Annotated in this window: 13 protein-coding genes; 7 read left to right on the plus strand and 6 right to left on the minus strand. The window is 69.4% G+C overall.

The window, feature by feature from the left end; translation table 11 throughout:
* Window positions 1–109: 109 nt before the first annotated feature.
* The gene (gene wecB, locus JT1_RS17825) at window positions 110–1261 is read right to left on the minus strand and encodes a non-hydrolyzing UDP-N-acetylglucosamine 2-epimerase (RefSeq protein WP_303621115.1); all 1152 of its coding nucleotides are present in this window, start codon (window positions 1259–1261) and stop codon (window positions 110–112) included.
* Between the two features lie 569 nt (window positions 1262–1830).
* Between wecB and JT1_RS09450 the strand changes: the two genes are divergently transcribed.
* Complete coding sequence (locus JT1_RS09450) at window positions 1831–5865, plus strand: glycosyltransferase (RefSeq protein ID WP_068325363.1); 4035 nt, start codon at window positions 1831–1833, stop codon at window positions 5863–5865.
* 29 nt (window positions 5866–5894) lie between these two features.
* Window positions 5895–6614 carry a DUF6270 domain-containing protein gene (locus JT1_RS09455; RefSeq protein ID WP_255218298.1) on the plus strand — a complete coding sequence of 240 codons (720 nt, stop codon included), beginning with the start codon at window positions 5895–5897 and terminating at the stop codon, window positions 6612–6614.
* Here JT1_RS09455 and JT1_RS09460 read toward each other — a convergent pair.
* Genes JT1_RS09460 through JT1_RS09475 form a run of 4 tightly spaced genes read right to left on the minus strand, consistent with a single transcriptional unit; the run spans window position 6607 to window position 13574 of the window.
* On the minus strand, window positions 6607–8892 hold the full coding sequence (locus JT1_RS09460) for a DUF6270 domain-containing protein (protein WP_068325364.1): 2286 nt from the start codon (window positions 8890–8892) through the stop codon (window positions 6607–6609). The genes JT1_RS09455 and JT1_RS09460 overlap by 8 nt on opposite strands.
* On the minus strand, window positions 8889–9773 hold the full coding sequence (locus JT1_RS09465; RefSeq protein WP_068325366.1) for an ABC transporter ATP-binding protein: 885 nt from the start codon (window positions 9771–9773) through the stop codon (window positions 8889–8891). Before JT1_RS09465 ends, JT1_RS09460 begins: the two co-directional genes overlap by 4 nt.
* Complete coding sequence (locus tag JT1_RS09470) at window positions 9760–10647, minus strand: ABC transporter permease (protein ID WP_255218292.1); 888 nt, start codon at window positions 10645–10647, stop codon at window positions 9760–9762. Before JT1_RS09470 ends, JT1_RS09465 begins: the two co-directional genes overlap by 14 nt.
* Entirely contained in the window at window positions 10644–13574 is a 2931-nt protein-coding gene (locus JT1_RS09475) for a glycosyltransferase family 4 protein (RefSeq protein ID WP_068325371.1), read from the minus strand. Before JT1_RS09475 ends, JT1_RS09470 begins: the two co-directional genes overlap by 4 nt.
* 191 nt (window positions 13575–13765) lie before the next feature.
* Between JT1_RS09475 and cysD the strand changes: the two genes are divergently transcribed.
* From cysD to JT1_RS09495, 4 genes are all read left to right on the plus strand, one after another.
* Complete coding sequence (gene cysD / locus JT1_RS09480; protein ID WP_082807572.1) at window positions 13766–14680, plus strand: sulfate adenylyltransferase subunit CysD; 915 nt, start codon at window positions 13766–13768, stop codon at window positions 14678–14680.
* A 113-nt stretch (window positions 14681–14793) separates the two neighbouring features.
* Complete coding sequence (locus JT1_RS09485) at window positions 14794–16062, plus strand: sulfate adenylyltransferase subunit 1 (RefSeq protein WP_068423195.1); 1269 nt, start codon at window positions 14794–14796, stop codon at window positions 16060–16062.
* A 58-nt stretch (window positions 16063–16120) separates the two neighbouring features.
* A complete protein-coding gene (locus JT1_RS09490) occupies window positions 16121–16588 on the plus strand; it encodes a type II toxin-antitoxin system Phd/YefM family antitoxin (RefSeq protein ID WP_255218293.1) in 468 nt (155 codons plus the stop codon).
* Window positions 16588–16923 carry a hypothetical protein gene (locus tag JT1_RS09495; protein WP_068325376.1) on the plus strand — a complete coding sequence of 112 codons (336 nt, stop codon included), beginning with the start codon at window positions 16588–16590 and terminating at the stop codon, window positions 16921–16923. Before JT1_RS09490 ends, JT1_RS09495 begins: the two co-directional genes overlap by 1 nt.
* A 35-nt stretch (window positions 16924–16958) precedes the next feature.
* Here JT1_RS09495 and JT1_RS09500 read toward each other — a convergent pair whose 3' ends face one another.
* On the minus strand, window positions 16959–18119 hold the full coding sequence (locus tag JT1_RS09500) for an NAD(P)-dependent malic enzyme (RefSeq protein ID WP_169701933.1): 1161 nt from the start codon (window positions 18117–18119) through the stop codon (window positions 16959–16961).
* A gap of 157 nt (window positions 18120–18276) precedes the next feature.
* Between JT1_RS09500 and JT1_RS09505 the strand changes: the two genes are divergently transcribed.
* Complete coding sequence (locus JT1_RS09505) at window positions 18277–20172, plus strand: hypothetical protein (protein WP_068325378.1); 1896 nt, start codon at window positions 18277–18279, stop codon at window positions 20170–20172.
* Window positions 20173–20194: the final 22 nt, after the last annotated feature.

Consider the following 20194-nt stretch of genomic DNA (forward strand, 5'->3'; position numbering starts at 1 on the left):
TGCGTCTGACTTTGAGCTGTCAGAGATGAACGATGCAACTGAGTCCCACATGTTCAATGGAAGGTTGAGAGACGTGTAGTCGCTACGGAGTAACCCCATCATCGCCCCTTCAGCCGACTGTGAAGTCGTGTGGCCTGGGCGCGCCCATAAATTTCCACCTCAGCGCTTCCAGACTTCTGGCCGCAGCGTAGCCGTCTCCGTAGGGGTTAACTGCGTTGGCCATTTCTAAATAGGCCTCCTGAGAACTCAGCAAACGCGACACTTCAGTTACGATCCGTCGCCTATTGGTCCCGATCAATCTCACTGTTCCAGAGGTAACCGCTTCAGGTCGTTCCGTGTTTTCCCGCATCACCAACACGGGCTTGCCGAGGCTCGGTGCCTCTTCTTGAACGCCGCCTGAGTCGGTGAGGACGATATCGGCCAACGCTAGAGTCCGCGCGAATTGGTCGTAGTCCAAGGGTTCGACCAGATGCACATTCGGGAGGCTCTCCAAGGCAGGGATAACAGTTGCCCGCACACGCGGATTTCGATGCACTGGGAACACAATGGAAAGGCGAGGAACCATCTGGGCCAAGTCGGCAAGGGCCGCTACGATGCCTTCCATTTTCCGTCCGAGGTTCTCCCTTCGGTGCGCCGTGACGAGCAGCACCTTACCTTCTCCTCGCGCACGATGGACGGCGATTTCCTGCAGTGCAGGGTTCGTTAAGGAAGTCTCGTTACTGGATGTGACATCCATAAGTGCATCAATAACCGTGTTCCCTGTTACAACAATGTCGTCAGGAGAGACATTCTCGCGGATCAAGTTCTCGCGACTGACGGTGGTGGGGGAGAGATGTAGGCTTGCTATGGCACTAGTTAGTCGGCGATTCGCCTCCTCTGGGAACGGCGAATGCAGATCGCCGCTTCGCAGGCCAGCCTCTAAGTGGACCAGAGGGATCCCCCGGTTGAATGAGGCGATGCTCGCAGCCATGACCGTGGAAGTGTCACCCTGGACAAGCACAACGTCGGGGGATTCGGAGACCAAAATGGCGTCGACACCGGTGGTGACGCGCCCGACGATCGAATTAAGTTCTTGGCCGGGGTGCATGATGTCCATGTCATGTGCCGGAACAAGTCCGAACAAACTGTTGACTTGGTCAAGCATCTCACGGTGCTGTCCCGTAACGACGGTGACGCTCGTCATGTCCTTGGCGTCGTCAATTGCCTTGATTACGGGCGCGACCTTGATAGCTTCCGGACGTGTTCCGTAGATCGTGAGCACTCTCAACGACACGGTGACGCTCCTCACATGTGGTTCGGCCGCTTGGGCAGCAACTCGATGGAGTGAGAGTAGCCCTGCGCTGCAGCGTCTAGCCTAGGGGCCTGATGGCCCAGAGGAGGCTCGACTTGCACGACGACGAACGTCCAGACGCAGAGGCGCTGATCCGTAGGCTGCACGAGGAAGTTTCGGACGATCCAGCGACCCTCCTCGCAGAGTTGCGGGGTCTACGCCAGCAGGTCGCGGATGCCAAGAAGCTGAGGAGCAAGCTGCGCGCGGCCCAGTCCCAACTGCAGACTGCCGAGATCGAGCTCCGAGCCGCGGTTGCGCGAGCCGCCAGCCTAAAGGCTGAGTTGGTTAGCGCCAACGGGTCGCTTGTCGCTTACCGCGCCGAGACAGCGCGGTTGAAGGAGGACCTACAGCGGGTCCGGGGGTCCCGTTCCATGCGGGTCGGCAAGGTTCTGACCTCCCCTGCCCGCGCATTCAGGGTTATTGGGCGGCCCGTTCGAACGTCCGAGCGAGAGATTGTTCGTCCCAGAGCATCTTGGTCCGAACCAGCAACGAGCGAACCGGTGCGTTCGCCCGCCAAGCTCCCGTCAGAGATGTCCTACGAGGAGCTCCTCGGCAATTTGACTGCCAGCCCCACGACCGGGGACCTGGTCAACGCGCTCAACCGCGCGTGGTTCGGCCTTGGGTCCATCACCGAGGCGGATCGCCTCGTCTCGGAGCATCCCGACCTCGTGGCGTCGCTCGACCCGAAAGCAAAGATCTTCATCGACCGCGTCCTAGCCGCAGAACGTGTGCGCGTCGGTGGCATACCCGTGCCACCGAGGTCGTCTGGAGCCGCCTATGTACCGGAGCCGGGGCGGCTCCTCTACTGCGTCCACTCCACGCCGGCCTACAACACCAACGGGTACTCGACTCGGACACGCGGCGTCGCGGCGGGTCTCGGCGAGGCGGGCGTCGACGTGGCAGTCGTGGCCCGCGCCGGCTACCCGTGGGACAGCGCCGTCGACGGCAAGGCACCCAAGGCCCACCGCAATGTCGTCGCCCTCGACGACGTCGAGTACACGCATCTCCCCGGTCCCCGACTCGGCTCGACACCCATCGACCACTACATCCTCGCGTGCGCCGACGCCTTCGTCCGTGAAGCACGGCTCCGTCGTCCGTCGCTGATCCAGTCCGCCTCCAACCACGTCACCGGCCTGGCTGCTCTCATTGCAGCCCGCCTCGTGGGTGTGCCCTTCGTCTACGAGGTGCGGGGCCTGTGGGAGGTGACCGAGGCCTCCGGCAAGCAGGACTGGGAGCAGACCGAGCGCTACCAGCAGCAGGCCGACTTAGAAACGCTCGTGGCTATTGAGGCCGACGCGGTCCTCGCCATCACGGAGGAGACGCGCCAGGAGCTCATCCGACGCGGCGTGCCCGCGGACAAGATCTCGCTGGCGCCCAATGCCGTCGACCCCAGCGTCTTTGTCCCCCTGCCCAAGGACGAGACCTACGCGGCCAAGCACCGGGTTCGCACGAACATCCCGGTCATCGGTTTCGCCGGGTCGATGGTGGGCTACGAGGGGCTCGACCTGCTCGTCGACGCTGTCGCCCTCCTGCGGGATGAGGGGGTCGACACCCAGCTCGTGCTCGCCGGCTCCGGCGCTGCCGAGCCGGGACTGAAGCAGCAGGCCGAGGCGCTCGGCCTCGGTGAGGCAGTGCGCTTCGTCGGACGTGTCCCCGCCGACGAGATGCAGCGGATGATCAGTCTCTTCGACGTCATGCCCTGCCCGCGCCGGTCCCTGCCCGTCACGGAGATGGTCTCCCCGCTCAAGCCGCTCGAGGCCTTCTCCTGCGCCAAGGCGGTCGTCCTCTCCGACGTCTCCCCGCACCGCACGCTCGCTGGCGCCGACGGCGAGCGTGCGGTGATCGTGCCGGCCGACGACGCCCGGGCCCTAGCCGATGACCTGGGCGCTCTGCTCGCCGACGCCGACGCACGCGCCGACCTCGGTCGCCGCGCGCGCTTGTGGTCCCTCGACGAGCGCAGCTGGGTGCGCGTCGCCGAGGCATTTCGCACGGCGCACGCACGCGCCGCCGCTGCCGTGACCGCGCACGACGCGGAAACGGACCGTGACCTCGCCTCGCTGCGCGTCGGCATCATCGCAGACGAATTCACGACCGAGACCCTGCGGCCGAGCCTCGATCTGGTACCGCTCGACCGGGCCGGCTGGCGCGACCAGCTCGAGGGTCTGGACCTGATCTTCATCGAGTCGGCGTGGAAGGGGAACGACGGCCAGTGGCTGCGCGGCGTCGGTCGCTACGACGACGATGAGCACGCGGACGTCGTGGCGCTGCTCGGACGAGCGCGCGAGCTGGGGATCCCGTCGGTCTTCTGGAACAAGGAGGACCCCGTCCACATCGAGCGGTTCATCGCCACCGCGTCACTGTGCGACCACGTCTTCACGACCGACGCCAACTGCGTGCCGCGCTACCTCGCGGCGGGCGTCGGGACGGTGCGCACCGCCTCCGCCCTGCCCTTCTACGCCCAGCCGCTCATCCACAACCCGCTGCCCGGCCGGCGTCCCTACGACGCTTCCGTCGCATACGCGGGCACCTACTACGGCGAGCGCTACGCGAAACGATCCGCCGAGCTGAGCCGCCTGCTGACAGTGGCCCAACCGTTCGGCCTGAGCATCTACGACCGGCAGGCCGCGATCCCCGACTCGCCGTACCACTTCCCGGCGATCTTCCGTGGCAACGTGCGCGGTTCCCTGCCCTATGACGAGGTCATCGACTCCTACAAGGCACACCTGGCCAATCTCAACGTCAACTCCGTCGCGGACTCCCCCACGATGTTCTCCCGACGGGTCGTCGAGGTCGCCGCCTGCGGCGGCGTCGTGCTGTCCGGCCCCGGGCGCGGTATCCCAGAGACCCTCGGTCCGACGATCCCTGCGACCAACGACGCGGACATCTGGCGCGCTTCGCTCGGCCTGTGGTCCAGCGACCCGCAATCCCGCCTACGTGAGGCCTGGCGCCAGATGCGCACCGTGCTGCGGTCGCACACCGTGACGAGCGCCCTGCTGCTCCTGACCCGCACGGCCGGCATCCCGACCCGCGCCGACGTGCTGCCCACGTACGCAGTCATCGCCGACGACTTCCGCAGCGAGGTCTTCGACTCCATCGCCCACCAGTCAGTCCTGCCCACCCGGGTGCTGGTGGTCGGCGACGACGACGCCGCGCGCGAGCGGCTGTCGCACCTCGGCGTCGACGTGCAGGCCTGGGACGGACGAGCGCTTGCTGACGCGATGACCGCCGACTACGTCGTTCGGGTCGACGAACCGATCCCCACCCGCACCGGCATGGAAGACCTCCTCCTCGCCCGGACCTTCGCCAACTGGGAGCGGATCAGCGGCGGCGTCGACCCCGACCACACGGCTGGTGATCCGTTGGCCCACGAGAGCCGCGTGCCCATGCCTGGCCCGACGTTGGTCCATCGCAGCCTCATCCGAAAGCACCACGCGAGCCCACGTCCGTACGAGACAGCACTCGAGCTCGTGGACGCGAAGGGGGTGCACCTCACCCTGCCCGAGGCTGCGCGCGGCGCGGCCGAGGTCTCGGGAGGGTACGAGACCGAGCGTCCGACGCGCCACCTCAAGGTGGTCGTCGCCGGCCACGACCTGAAGTTCGCCCGGGCGATGATCCGGGACCTGCGCGCCGCCGGGCACGAGGTCGAGATCGACCAGTGGGAAGATCACGCCAACCACGACGAGGATCGCTCCAGCCGACTCCTGCAGGGCGCTGACGTCGTCGTCTGCGAGTGGGGTCTGGGCAACGCCGTCTGGTACAGCCAGCACGTCATGCCGGGCCAGCGCCTCGTGGTGCGGGTCCACTCGCAGGAGCTGCGGCGCCCCTACCTGGCCTCGATCGAGCACTCCCGGGTCGACGCCTTCGTCTTCGTCGGCGACCTGATCCGCGATGCCGCGGTGGCCAGCCACGGTGTGCCGACCGACAAGACACACGTCGTGCCCAACGCCGTCGACCTCGACGGACTCGACCTGCCGAAGGCGCCTGGTGCCGAGACGACGCTCGGTCTCGTCGGCATCGTGGCCCGTCCCAAGCGGCTCGACCGCGCCTTGGACGTGCTCGACATCCTCCGGGCGAGGGGGCACGACTACACCCTCAGGATCAAGGGCAAGACGCCAGCGGACTACCCGTGGATGGCTGGGCGCCCCGACGAGATGGCCTACTACGACGAGCAGTTCGCCAGGATCAAGCGGATCAACGCCGAGCGCCCTGGCGCGGTGGTGCTCGACCCGCACGGCGACGACATGGCCGAGTGGTACCAGGGCATCGGTGTCGCGCTCTCGACGAGCGACTTCGAGTCCTTCCACCTCACGGTCGCCGACGGCGCGGCCTCTGGCGCACTCCCCGCTCTGCTCGCGTGGCCCGGATCTGACTTGATCTACCCGCGCGAGTGGATCAGTCCCGACGTCGACTCGATGGTCGAACGTATCCTCACGGCTGACAGGACCCCGGATCCGCACAAGGCGTCCGCTCGCCGGCTCTTCCCCACCCACCGGACGGTGGGCGCGTTGACCGCGATCATCACGGACCAGACGTGAGCAGCGGTGGGGAGGTGGCCCGGAGCCGGGTGAGGACCTTCATCTACGGATCATGTGTCAGCCGCGACACCCTGGAGGTCATGGACGACACCCACGAGGTGCTGCGCTACGTCGCTCGGCAGTCGGCGATCAGTGTCGGCCAGCCTGCTGCCGGCGTTGCCGAGCAGCTCGCCCCGATCGCCTCTTCCTTCCAAGAGCGCATGGTCCGGGGCGACATCGAGGGCAACCTGCTCTCCGAGCTGACCACCCACGCGGACTCGATCGACCAGCTCGTCATCGACCTCATCGACGAACGGTCCGGGGTGGTCGCCACCTCTGGGGGTTACGTCACTCGCCTGAGCGAGATCTGGTCGGCGGGCGGCGCACGCGCGACGAAGGGCGGTGAGCACCTCCAGTTCGGGACCGACGCCCACTTCGCGCTGTGGTCCGCCGCGATGACCCGCATCGTCGCCGCCGTCGATCAACTTGGCCTGCTGGACCGGACGGTCTCTCTGCGGACTCCGTGGGCGGCTCACGACGACTCGGGGCACGAACTGGACGTCCCGGAGTGGATGATGGCTCCGGAGGAGGCGAACCAGCGCTACCGCCGCTACTACGACCGGCTCGAGCGCCTCGTCCCCATGATCGACCTGCCCTCCGACCTAGCGGTCTCCCCCGTCGACCACCGGTGGGGTGCCAGCCCCTTCCACTACAGCACAGCGGCGTACGAGTACCTGGCGGAGCAGCTGCGGCTGCGCGTCGTCAGCTGAGCACCACGCCCGGCGATGCCTGGGACACCCTGGATCCGTCCGGGAGCATGACGAAGACCCTCACGAGGTACCGGCCGGACGTCAGTCGCCAGAAGGTGTGCCCGGTCGCCGTGCCGTACGGCGTCGTCGCGATCCGCTCCGACCCGCGGAAGAGGTGGAAGGCCACCTTGGAGCCCGGGGGCGGTGTCGCGCCCACGACGACCGCACCAGGTCCGCCCGGGCCGGTCGAGACCGCGACACCTGATGGACCCACGATGGTTCCCCCGAGGGTCTGGCCACTCGGCAGCTGCGCGACGATGAGATCGGCGATCGACCGCTCGGTCGCGTCGTCGAAGTGGAACGGGGCATTGCCCCACCGGTGGTCCTCGCCCGCACGCGTGTCGAGGTCCCTGCCCACGACCTTGATCCCGACCAGCTCCTGGACAGCCGCGACATAGGCCGCCGTGGCCGCATTGGCCGCCGGCGCGCTCACCCCGAAGCTGGGGTCGGTGGGCTGACCACCTGTCGCGCGATCGGCCCACGGAGGAGCCAGCAGTACCGTCCGCGCGCGCAGGCCCGTCGCGTCGAGCAGCTCGCGCCAGCGGACCAGCGCCTGCCGGAAGAGCATGAGATGCTCCGCAGATCCGAACGGCACGTGCCGTGACCCGACGGGTGCCTGTTGGCCGGGATTGAGGGAGCGCCACTCGACCGTATCCGTGGTGACCCGCCCATCTCCGTGGATGAAGACGCCGAGACGTTCGTCGACCAGGTCCCAGACGAGGAGGTCCGTCGCCGGGGCGAGCTCACGTACCCGATCGGGCAGGGTGCTCGCATGGTCAGCCTCAAACATCCTGCGCTGGAAGGAGCTGGCGAGGTCGACGTGCTCGGCGGGCAGCGGCACCGCCCCGGAGAAAGCACTGATGAGGCTCTGCCGGGCCTCATAGTCCACGAGGGTCATCGGCACGGACATGTGGGGAACAGCGTCTCGTGAGACGCAGCTCCCGACGACGGCGACACCGGGACCGTCTGGCACGAGGGCCACCGGGACGGTCTGGCGGTCCACCTCGTGGCCGAAGCGGTCACGGAGCACCACGGTGGCACCCGTGACCCCCGGCCCGAGCACCGTGATCCCTTGGCCCGTGAGGTCGCGCCGGATGGTGTGTCCGGCCTGGTGCAGCTCGACCTTGGCGCCCACCGCATCAGGCAGCGCCTCCGGGTTGGCCAGCCATACCCGCACCAGACCGCAGGCGTCGCGGATGGCGCGGATCCCACTTCGCGCCAGGGACGGAGCCATCCCCCGCAGATCCACTGGCAACTCGGCGGGCGGGGTGACAGGGGCGTGTCCACGACGCCGCAGGTCGTGCGCGATCTGCTCAGGGTCCGCGCCCTCGCGCAGCATCTGCCGGTACCCCGCCTCGAGCGTTGCCCGGGGGGGCACGGCGTGCCCACGGCCCATGGTGGACACGAGCCAGGTCTCCCGGTCCTTGCCCCAGAGGCCGGCACCCCGGTCATCAAGATCGGCCGCATCGAGGTAGGGCCCCATGTGGTCGGCGACGTGCCAGTCACTCGCGTTCTGCAGCACCAGCGCCCGTCCGCCGTCAGCGACCGCGGAGACGTTCCGGCCGACGGCCGTGAGCGAGATGCCAACCGCGCTTGCTCGGCTGACTCGCTGATCATCCGGGAGTCGGCTCAACGCCGCACGACTGATGCCGAGCGCGGTCGACAGATACGTGTCGACGACCTGCGGCAGGTACCTGAGGATGTCGGTCTGCGGGTTCCAGACGAAGGCGGACGTAGGGACCCGGGCCCGCCGCAGCTGCTCGAGCGCCGCGAACCCGCCACCGGATCCCCCGACGAGCAGCAGCTCACGACCGAGCCGGAGGTGGACGAGCTCGAGGACGGCGGCGACGGCCTCTTGGACCCGGTCCCCCGCCCGACCGGCGTACCACCCAAGAGAGACGTCCGTCGAAGCCGCCACCAACGGGTCGCTGAAGGCGACATACCGGCCACCTGCGAGACGGCCGAGGTTGACGCCCGAGAAGAAGGGCGGCGTCCGCTCCGCCCGGGCCGGCATCGCTCCTGTGAAGAATGCCGGGACGCATTGGCCGGTCGGGCCGTCCTCACCTCCGAAGAGGACGTCGAGATGGTCCCCGGAAGGGAGACGGATGACGTCCGTGCCGTTGTCCAGCGCGGCTCCGTCGAGGAAGTCCTCGAGACTGCCCCATGCGCGTACGGGCGTCCACCGCGAGTAGTCACCGGGGTCAGGCCGCCACCCGTCGGGCAGCTGCGGCATGGTCATCTGAGCACCCTCCTCATCCGGGCACGCTTGCGACGCGGCGCCATGAAGGACACCTGCGTCGGCTCGTGCTTGTCCTTCACCGTGGCGAGGAACTCCTCGGCCTTGCTCTCCTCGCCCTGTGCGATCAACCACGCCCACCAGCGGTAGGCCCGCGCCGTCATCCGGGCAGGACCGTCGGAGATGATCTCCCCTTCATGCAACCAGATGGCGCGAGTACACATCTCCTCGATCGTCTGGGCTGCGTGCGAGACGAGGAAGATCGTCCCGGCGTCCTGTTGGATCTGCTTCATGCGCGCCTCGCTGCGGGCCTTGGTCGCTGCATCCCCGGTGGCCAGCGCCTCGTCGATCAGCAGGATGTCCGGCCGGGCCGCCGCCGCGATGGCGAACCGCAGGCGCGCGCTCATGCCCGAGGAGTACGTCTTCATGGGTCGGTGAATCGCTGATCCCAGAGCGGCGATCTTCAGGACGTCGGCATGGGCTTCTTTGGCCTGCCCCGGGGTCAACCCCATCGCGAGGAGTCCCAGGTGCACGTTGCGCGTCCCGGTGAGCTCGGGCAGCAGGGCAGCATTGACTCCCAGGAGCGTCGGCGTGCTCGTGGCGAGGACCGTCCCCGACGTCGGTGTCTCGAGGCCGGCCATGATCCGCAGGAGCGTCGACTTCCCGGAGCCGTTGTGCCCGAGGATGCCGACGATCTCGCCCTGCCGGGCGACGAAGCTGACGCCGCGCAGGGCGTGCACCTGGACCGTGCGGCGCCACGGCAGTCGGCTACGCCTGCCGACCTCCTCGTCAGCCATCACGCGGTAGGTCACCCGGAGGTCCTTGACGGCGACGCTCGCGTCGTCGACGAGCGGGTCCTGGCCATCGGTCTCATTCACGGCCATAGTGCTCCTCGCCGTGCCAGAAGTAGAGGAAGCCGAAGAGGGGGGTGACCAATGCCCACGTCGTAAGGACCACCCACAGCTTGGTGTCTCCTGGGCTGCCGTAGAGGAGGGTGTCCCTGGACAGCTCGAGGACGCAGTAGAGGGGGTTGAGCTCGGAGAGGGACATGACCAGCGGATGACCGTCGCTGAGCCGCTCGATGGAGAACATCACGCCCGAGCCGTACATCCACAAGCGGCTGAAGAACCCGACGAAGACCTTGCTGTCGGGGATGATCGAGCCGAAGCGTGAGGCGTACAGGACGATCCCGAGGTTGAGTCCTGCCTGGAGGAGGAGGACGACCGGGAAGAGCGCCCACCAGATGGTCACCTCGGCGTGGGGAGGGATCAGGATGACCAGGGCGAACATCGTGAGCACGCTGGGGATCGCGGAGTAGGACTCCCGCAACCACGTGGCCAAAGGCACGACGGCACGCGGGAAGGCGAAGGTGCGGATGAGGTTCTTGCCCGTGGACACCGCCGTGATGCCGCTGTTGAGGCTCCTCGACGTGTAGCCGAAGAGGAAGATCCCGATGAGCAGGAAACCGATGAAGTTCTCGACACCGTCACGGGCCCCGAAGATCAACCCGAAGATCACGAAGTAGGTCGCTCCGTCGAGCAGCGGTCGCCCGATGAGCCACAGGTTGCCCAGGAGCATGTCCCGGTTCGTCGTGAAGGTACGGGCCCGGGCATCCGCGACGATGAAGGCACGCCTGTGCCACAGGCCCCGCAGGTACGCACTCAGCGCAGGGCGCCGACCGACCGGGTGGAGGCGGCTGACATCGACGTACCGGGTCTGCGGAGTGGTTTCCATATCGCTCGGCGCCTCACGGCTCACGCGCTCACCCCGATGAGTTGGTCGTACAGCGCCGCGTACCGGTGCGTCAGGGCGGTCCAGGTCCGGGTCTCGGCGAAGGCCCGACCGCGCAGGCCCAGCTCCATCCGGAGGGTCTCGTCGGTCGCCAGCCGGACCAGGGCGCGCGCCAGGTCATCGGGGTCGTCGGGGCGGACGAGGAGCCCGCTGCCCGGTGTCTGGACGATCTCCGCCAGTGCCGGCAGGTCGCTCGCCACGACCGGGCGACCGACCGCCATGGCCTCGATCGGCTTGAGCGGCGTCACGGTGCGCGCGACGTCGACGTCGCGCCGGGGCACCGTGAAGACGTCCAGGGCTTGGTGCCACAACCGGGCCGTGCCCCGCGAGACCCGCCCGGGGAGGAGGACGTGCTCGGTGAGGCCCAGCCGCTGGACCTGGTCGACCAGTGGCGGGCGGGCAACACCGTCACCCACGATCGCCCCACGCACGTCGACGCCGGCGTCGCGGGCGAGGGCGATCGCGTCGACGAGGGTCGAGAGGCCCTCGTAGCCGACGATCGAGGACACGGTGCCCACCCACACGCCGTCCTCCGGGAGGTCCAGACGACGTCGGGCCTGCTGCGCGGGCGGCGCGTCAGCCAGCAGCGTGGCATCGACCGCGTTGGGGACGATCGTGATCCGCTCAGCGGGGACCCCGCGGGTGACGAGGTCGTCGCGCAGCGCCTCGGACAACGTCACCACCGCGTCGGCCGCGCAGGCCATCTCGATCTCGCGCGCTCGCCACAGCCGGTAGCGCTCGCTCGTGAGGGCCTGAGCCTCGGCGACACCGGGGCGTGAGGTCGCCCAGGTCTTCTCGAGCTGGCCGCGCACCTCGTAGACCCACGGGACCCCCAACGACGAGGCGGCCGCCTGCGCCACGAGGGCATTGGGGTAGTGCGTCGTCGCGTGCAGCACCTCGGTGCGCGAGCGCACCCCGAGGTCGACGACTGCACTCGACCACAGCTCGAGCCGGGCCTCGACAGTCTCCGGGAGCCTCGGGGCGAGCACGCGGTGGTAGGGCACCCCGTCGACGAAGTCGGTCCTCGCCGCGGTCGGCACTCCCACCGTCACCGGGTACCCCGGGCGGGTTATCGCGCGCGACGCAATGCCCGCGGCGATCTGCGCCTGGAGGATCGCGTGGCTGCGCAGTGCGTAGCCGGACGTGGTGTGCGGCAGGGAGTTGGTGAGCAGGTGCGTGACGCTGCGGCGACGAGCTCGACTTCCCGGCCGACGCGTCGGAGGCACGGCCAGCCGATGGCCCGGCGTGAGCAGGCGCTGCTCTGAGCGCAAGCGGTCGGCCTGACGACGGTCGGCCCCACGGGTGCTCGTCGACAGCGCGGCGATGGCTGCCGAGATCTCGCCGTCGGCCCACAGGGCACGCGAGCGCAGCCTCCCTTCGTCGGTCGTCGTGCCCGACAACAGCAGCTCGAGCTCGTCCCGCAGGCGGGAGGCGCCGGCACGGTCGAGCAGCGCGCGGGCACGCTCGGGGCGGTCTGCGAGGACGTGGCCCAGGGCCGCAGTCACCGGCGATGCCTCGAGCCGGGCGAGCGACCCCGCCACCTGGTCGCGCGCCGGACCCGGCAGGCGACGCATCACGAGCACGCCGAAGGAGACGGGGTCGTCACCGAGGTGCTCGACGGCGGTCGTCGCGAGGAGCGAGATGTTGTCCGCGAGCCCGACGAGCCGCTGCCCGGCGCTGACCCCTCGTTCACCGACGGCGACGTGCAGCTCGCCGAGCAACCCGAGGTACTGCTCCCCCGTGATCGGCCGCCGCGCGTGCACGTCCACCCAGGCCTTGGCTCGGGGCGAGGGCATCGGCGGCTGGGGGGCGCGGGCCAGCCTGACCCACAGGTCGGCGAGGGCCTGCGCGTCACCGGCGGGGACGACATCGCCGGCGCCGGCATCACCGACGACGTCGGCGGCCTCGCCCGTGACGCTTGCGCTGATGTGCAGCCCGGCGTCCATGAGCTCGTAGACCTTGGACGGGATCGTCAGCTCCAGCCCCGGCCACGGGCGCAGCATGACGAGAGCGGTGTCTGCCCAGGCGTAGTGCTGCGGTACCTCGGTGCGGGGGACGATGCCGAGGAGCTGGACGTCGACGCCTGCCTCGGCCGCCGCTGCCTGGACGAGCGCGCGACCCGCTCCGCCGCCCACGACCCGTAGTCGTACGGTGACACCGGCGAGAGCCGCCAGCCGCGCTGCCTCGACGGCCGTCTCCAGACCCTGCGCGCGGCCGACGGTGCCGACGTAGACGACGCGCAGCTCCCCCTCCGGCGCCCGGGTCGGTAGCTCGAGCGTGGTCTCGAAGGGGTGCGCGGCGTTGCGGACGACCCGCACGTGGCGGAAGCGACGCTCGCGCAACCGCTCGGCGAAGGAGTGGGTCGTCGTCACGACGACCGACGCGCGGCGCTGGAGCACGCTCGTCCCCACCGCGGCCACCCGCGCGAGCGCCCGCTTCAGGTGCTGGCGGCCCGTCACCTTCTCCCCCTCCCAGCGGTCGATGACGGCCAGCAGGTCGGGCCACGCGTCGCGCATCTCCAGCACGAGCGGCCGACGCATCAGACGCGAGACGATGACCCCGGAGATGAGCGAAGGGAGTGCCGGCACCGTCGTGATGACCACGTCCGGTCGCTCGTTGCCGGCGAACCGACGGGCGAGCCAGGCCGAGTGGGCGGCGCCGACGACCTGGTCAGCGAGCAGGGACCACACCGAGCCCTTCGTCGGGCGGTATGCCGCCCGGTGGACGACCTCACCATGGGCACCGGAGTGCACCGCTCCCACGACGAGCGCGGCCACCTCGGGCCACACCTTGCCATTCGGGTAGTGGGGCACGGGCGTGATGACGGCGACCTCGTGGCCGTTGGCCGTGAACCACTCGACCAGGCCGTCCCACCGCTGCTGCGGGGCGCCCATCTCGGGCGGGTAGTGATGGGTCAACAAGAGGACGCGCACACAACCCCCCCGAATGTCATGCGCAGCATTCTGCCTGACGCGCTGACGTTCCTCTCGCTCGGTCGGCCCCGCCATCCAACACCTGAACACCAGTTTGGGCATCCATAACCAGACGTTATGCTCCGGGGGTCCGTCCGAAGAGAGGTTCCCTCGTGCCCACTGCTGCCCCACAGGCTGCCCTGACGCACCTCGACGTCCTCGAGTCCGAGTCGATCCACATCATCCGTGAGGTCGCCGCGGAGTTCGAGCGCCCCGTCCTGATGTTCTCCGGCGGCAAGGACTCGATCGTCATGCTCCGGCTGGCGGAGCGGGCCTTCGCGCCCGCCAAGATCCCCTTCGGCCTGCTCCAGGTCGACACCGGGTTCGACTTCCCCGAGGTCCTCGCCACCCGCGACCGCTGGGTCGACCGGCTCGGCATCGAGCTGCACGTCGCGTCCGTCGAGCAGGCGATCGCCGACGGCATCGTCATCGACGACGGCAAGACCTCGCGCAACCGGCTGCAGATCGGGACGCTGCTCAACGCCATCGAGGAGCGCGGGTACACCGCAGCCTTCGGCGGCGGACGCCGTGACGAGGAAAAGGCGCGCGCCAAGGAGCGCATCTACTCCCACCGCGACGACTTCGGCCAGTGGGATCCCAAGAACCAGCGCCCGGAGCTCTGGTCCCTCTACAACGGGCGCATCCACGAGGGCGAGCACATGCGGGTCTTCCCACTCTCCAACTGGACCGAGCTCGACATCTGGCAGTACATCGGCCGCGAGCAGCTCGACATCCCCGAGATCTACTACTCGCACCAGCGACGCGTCTTCGAGCGCGACGGGATGCTGCTCACGGAGAGCGAGCACAACCCCCTTCGTCCCGGCGAAGAGGCGCAGGAGCGCACCGTGCGCTTCCGCACCGTCGGTGACCTGACGCTGACCGGCTGTGTCGAGTCCGCAGCCGGCACCGTCGAGGAGATCATCGACGAGATCTCCATCGCCCGCCTCACCGAGCGCGGCGCGACCCGTGGCGACGACCGGTTCAGCGAGGCCGCCATGGAGGACCGCAAGAAGGAGGGGTACTTCTGATGAGTATTGATGTGGAGAACGTGACCGACCCTTCGAGGCTCGTCGCTGGCGCTCCTCGCACCTCAGGGAGCGTGGAGGGGGACTCAGGGAGCGTGACGGGGACCGACCTGGACCTGGGGCTGCTGCGCGTGGCGACCGCGGGGTCCGTGGACGACGGCAAGTCGACGCTCATCGGGCGCCTGCTGCTCGACAGCAAGGCGATCTTCGAGGACCAGCTCGAGGCCGTCGAGGCGACGAGCAAGGCCAAGGGCCACGACCACACCGACCTCGCGCTGCTGACCGACGGCCTCCGCAGCGAGCGGGAGCAGGGCATCACCATCGATGTCGCCTACCGCTACTTCGCCACCCCGCGGCGCAAGTTCATCCTCGCCGACACCCCGGGGCACGCGCAGTACACGCGCAACATGGTCACCGGCGCCTCGACCGCCGACCTCGGGCTCGTCCTCGTCGACGCCCGCCACGGCCTGACCGAGCAGTCCCGCCGGCACACCGTCCTGCTGTCCCTGCTCCAGGTCCCCCACATCACCCTCGTGGTCAACAAGATGGACCTCGTCGGCTACGACGAGTCCGTCTACACGCGCATCCGTGACGAGTTCCTCGCCTTCACCGAGCAGCTGCAGGTGCCCGCGGTCGCGACCTTCCCCATCTCGGCCCTCGTCGGCGACAACGTCGTCGAGACGAGCGACGCGATGCCCTGGTACTCGGGTACGAGCCTGCTCGAGCACCTCGAGACGGCGGAGAGTGCCGACCTCTTCGAGACGAAGGGGGACCGCTTCCCCGTCCAGTACGTCATCCGGCCGCAGCAGGGCGAGCACCGCGACTACCGCGGCTACGCCGGCCGCGTCGAGGCGGGCACCTTCCACGTGGGCCAGGAGGTCGTCGTCCTGCCGAGCGGCGTCCGCACGACGATCGCCGGCATCGACACCCTCGACGCCACGCACGAGCAGGCCGTCACCGGCCAGTCCGTCACCCTGCGCCTCGGTGACGACGTCGACGTCTCGCGCGGCGACCTCATCGCCGACGCCGAGCACGCCCCCGAGGTGACCCGCGAGATCACCGCGACGGTCTGCTGGATGACGACCGGCACGCTCCACAGCCGGCAGAAGCTGCTGCTCAAGCACACGACCCGCACGGTCAAGGCCATCGTCGATGGCCTCGGGGCGCGCCTGGACGTCAACACCCTCGAGCGCGACGGCGAGGCCAGCGAGCTGGGGCTCAACGAGGTCGGGACCGTCTCCCTTCGCCTGTCACAGCCGCTCGCGGTCGACGCCTACGCGACCCACCGGGCGACGGGGTCCTTCATCCTCATCGACCCGGCCACGGGCAACACCGTGGGCGCCGGGATGATCTCGGGCACGCACGGGGTCGAGTACTCGATCTGAGCGTCAGCCCGGCCTTGACTGTTCTGATCATGTTCAGAACAATGGGGGGATGGCTGTCATGACCACGTATCGCGCCTCCGACCTCTCTCGCGACAGCGCCAAGGTCTTCCGGTCGGCGGAAGAGTCACCCGTCGAGGTGACCCGCCGCGACGGCGAGTCCTTGGTGCTCACCCGCAAGAGTGAGTACGACGAGCACTTCGCCGCGCTGGCTGTCGCTGCCGACCTCGTCGCGGTGTCCCTCGCACCCGGCGACTCTCCCCTCGAGGATCGGCTGCTGGAGCGCTTCCCTTGGCTGCGCTTCCTCAGCGCTCGCGACCGGACGTCCTTCACCACCGACATCATCGACACCGCCCGCGGGTGCGCGGCGATCCACGACTTCGGGCCCTTCCTCGTCGAGCTCCACGAGTGGCAGGCGACAGCGGCTGCCGTGGCTGCGGGGTACACGTCCCCTGATGACCTGGAGTGGCTGGACGAGCCGATGGTGGTACCCGACCCGCGCATCGCCCCGGCTCCCGTCGAGGCGTGATGGCCAGGCGGTCACGGGCACCGCGGCCGACGAGGTCCACGGAGTACACACTCATCTTTGGCACCCGCCAGGCCGAGCGGGGCTGGCGGGACCTGGTCGCAACCCAGCGCAATGCCGTGGTCGAGACGTGGGAGTTCCTCACCCGGACGCCTCAGGAGCGGGTCCCGCGCAACCACCGCCTCAAAGGCGAGCTGTCCACCGTCACCCACGACGGACGTACCCACGAGCAGTGGCAGCACGAGCTGACCAACGGCGCACGCATCTGGTTCTACGTCGACGAGTCGACCGTGGTGCTCGTCGAGGTGCACACCCGGCACCCCAACCAGACGAAGTAGCCCGCCCGGCGCCCGGCCACGACGAGCGGGAGGCGTCAGCCCGCGTGGGCCGCCACCGCAGCGGCGACGGCCTCGGCCACGCCCTCCTGGAAGACGGGCGGGACGATGCAGTCGGCCGTGGGCTCCTCGACGAGGTCGGCGATGGCGCGCGCGGCGGCGAGCTTCATCTCCTCGCTGATCTGCACCCCACCGGCGTCGAGCGCCCCGCGGAAGATGCCGGGGAAGGCCAGGACGTTGTTGATCTGGTTGGGGAAGTCGCTGCGGCCGGTCGCGACGATCGACGCGTACTTGTGCGCGATGTCGGGGTGCACCTCGGGCGTGGGGTTGGCCAGCGCGAAGATCATCGGCCCCTTCGCCATCGTCGCGATCTGCTCCTCCGGCACGGTGCCGCCCGAGACGCCGATGTAGACGTCGGCGCCCTTGAGCGCGTCGCCCATCGAGCCGGTCCGGCCCGAGACATTGGTCGTGGCGGCCAGCATCTCCTTGTGCGCGACGAGGTCGTTGCGGTGCTTGCCGATGATGCCGCGCGAGTCGCAGACGACGATGTCGACGACGCCGGCGAGCTGCAGCAGCTGTGTCACGGCGACACCGGCCGCGCCGGCACCGCCGACGACGACCTTGAGCGAGCTGATGGTGCGGTCGACGACGCGGCAGGCGTTGATCAGCCCGGCGAGCACGACGATCGCCGTGCCGTGCTGGTCGTCGTGGAAGACGGGGATGTCCAGGCGCTCGCGCAGCCGGCGCTCGAGGTCGAAGCAGCGCGGGGCCGAGATGTCCTCGAGGTTGATCCCGCCGAAGCTCGGCGCCATCCGGGCGATCGCGTCGACGAGCTCGTCGATCGAGCCGGACTCGAGGCACACCGGGATCGCGTCGACGCCGGCGAAGTGCTTGAAGAGCACCGCCTTGCCCTCCATGACCGGCATCGCCGCGAGCGGCCCGATGTCCCCCAGGCCGAGCACCGCGGTGCCGTCGGTGATGACGGCGACCGTGTTGTTGCGGGCGGTGTAGGTGCGCGAGAGCGACGGGTCCTGCTCGATGGCCAGGCACACGTCGGCGACGCCCGGGGTGTAGAGCAGGGACAGGTCGTCCTGGTCGCGCAGCGGCTTCGTGGCCCGTACCTCGACCTTGCCGCCCTCGTGGGCGACGAACTGCGGGGCAGTCAGGTCGTAGGTGGTGGTGGGCTCGGGCGCAGACACGGCAGACAGACCTCGGATGAATCGATACCAGACACAGGAGACGGAGCGCCCTGGGCGACCTGGTGGGTCGCAGCGGGCGGCTGGTGAGCCGCGCCCATCCTCGCACATCCAGCCACTACGCTCGGCGAACCACCCCCCTTCGCCACCGGAGTCGTCCATGCGCTCGCGCACCCTGCTCGCCGCCCTGCTCACCGCAGCCCTGAGCGGCACCGCGCTCACCGCCCAGGCGCAACCGACGACCTCTCCCGACCCGCAGGTCCGTGTCACGGGCACGCTCGTGCGCACCGCGGTCGAGGACGCAGGTGGCCGGCAGCACTTCGGCGTGCTGAGCGAGGACCGGGTCGTCCCCGTCGACGGCGCCGGGCTGGAGCACACCGCGCCCGGCTCCCGGGTGAGCATCGACGTCGCCGTCCCGCGGGCCGTCCTGCGCCGCTCCTCCCCCACCGCGCCCACGGCGACGCTGCGTGCCGCGAGCCGGGACACCGCCCTCGCCCCCGGCGGTGACCCCCTGCCCGTCACCGAGGTCCTCTCCGCCGAGGCCGCACCGCAGGCCGCGACGAGCACCCGCAAGATCACCTACGTCGAGGTCACGCCGAAGGGAGTGACCCGCGACCCGGTCACCAGTGCCGTCGCGACGCGGCAGGTCTCGGCCGCGGACGCGTACTGGAGCGACCAGTCCGGTGGTCGGATCCGCATGGGCGCGCCGACGATGAAGCCCCACTACACCTCCATCTACACGTGCAGCGACGACCCGATGGCGCGCTTCGACGAGGCGCTCGTCGAGACCGGTTGGCGGGTCGAGGACAACTCGAGCCTCGTGCTCGCGCTGCCGCGCTCCACCGAGCGCACCTGCGGCTACGGCCTCGGGACCCTCGGCGAAACCACCTCGGCGCCAGGCCTCCTGCACGTCGCCGACACCAAGTACCCCGTCCTCGCCCACGAGCTCGGGCACAACATCTCGCTCGACCACGCCAACTCGCTCGTGTGCTCCAGCCGCAGCGACACGCGCAACCTCAGCGACGGCTCGTGGGACAGCGGCTGCCGCGAGGCTGCCTACGGCGACTCGCTGGACGTCATGGGCGTCTCCGGCTCGACCGCGCCGATGCTCTCCTCTCCCCAGGCCCTCGCCAAGGGCCTCATGCCCTCCTCCGCCGCGACGGCCGTCGGCCCCGGGACCACCCGCGTCACGCTCCGCCCGGTCTCCGGCATGGCCGGCACCCGCGCCGCCGTGGTCACCAACCGCGGCTCCGGCGTGAAGTACTGGGTCGAGCTGCGCGCCGCCACCGGCCGCGACGCGACCAACCCGCTCGGCCAGACCACCGGCGTGCGCGTGCTGCGGCTGAACTCCAAGGAGCGCACCAGCGTGCTCCTCGATCCCACCCCCACCGGCACCCGCGACAACTCCATGTCGCTCGCCGCCGGCCGCACCCTCACCAGCTACGACGGCACGATCGCGATCACGACGGAGTCGGTCTCCTCCACCCAGGCCGTCGTGCGGATCGCCAACACCTCGACGCCCAAGTCCTTCGCGCTCGTCGCCGGGCCCCGCATCACCGGGACGAAGGGGGTCGGCCGCACCCTGACCGCCACGAACGGGTCGTGGTCGCCGACCCCGTCGTCGTACGGCTACCGGTGGCGGCGCAACGGCGTCGCGATCAGCGGCGCGACCGGGCGCACCTACACCCCGACCCGCTGGGACGCCGGCCGCTACCTGACCGTCACGGTCACCGCCCGTCGCACCGGCTACACCTCGAAGTCCTCGGTCTCCCCCCGCGTGGGGATCCCGATCCACGCCACCCAGCGCCCGTACCTGGTCGGCACCCCTCGGGCCTGGTCCCGCCTCACCGTCTACGTCGGGTCGTGGACGCCGAAGCCGACCTCGTACGCCTACCGCTGGTACCGCGACGGCCGCGTCATCAGCGGCGCGACCGCCAAGACCTACACGGTCCGCTCGATCGACCGCGGCCACCGCATCCAGGCCAAGGTCATCGCCCGCCGCACCGGCTACTCCACCGGGATGCAGCTGACCTACAGCACGACCATCCGCTCCTGACCCGACGCCCCTCCCGCCCCCT

It is taken from the genome of Janibacter terrae NBRC 107853 (assembly GCF_001591405.1).
GTDB lineage: Bacteria > Actinomycetota > Actinomycetes > Actinomycetales > Dermatophilaceae > Janibacter > Janibacter terrae.

Excerpts from the sequence above, each read along its gene's own strand:
- JT1_RS09460 (WP_068325364.1), bottom strand. The coding sequence starts at position 8,892 with ATGACCATGCCGCAGCTGCCCGACGGGTGGCGGCCTGACCCCGGTGAC.
- JT1_RS09465 (WP_068325366.1), bottom strand. The coding sequence starts at position 9,773 with ATGGCCGTGAATGAGACCGATGGCCAGGACCCGCTCGTCGACGACGCG.
- JT1_RS09475 (WP_068325371.1), bottom strand. The coding sequence starts at position 13,574 with ATGGGCGCCCCGCAGCAGCGGTGGGACGGCCTGGTCGAGTGGTTCACG.
- JT1_RS09490 (WP_255218293.1), top strand. The coding sequence starts at position 16,121 with ATGACCACGTATCGCGCCTCCGACCTCTCTCGCGACAGCGCCAAGGTC.
- JT1_RS09495 (WP_068325376.1), top strand. The coding sequence starts at position 16,588 with ATGGCCAGGCGGTCACGGGCACCGCGGCCGACGAGGTCCACGGAGTAC.
- JT1_RS09505 (WP_068325378.1), top strand. The coding sequence starts at position 18,277 with ATGCGCTCGCGCACCCTGCTCGCCGCCCTGCTCACCGCAGCCCTGAGC.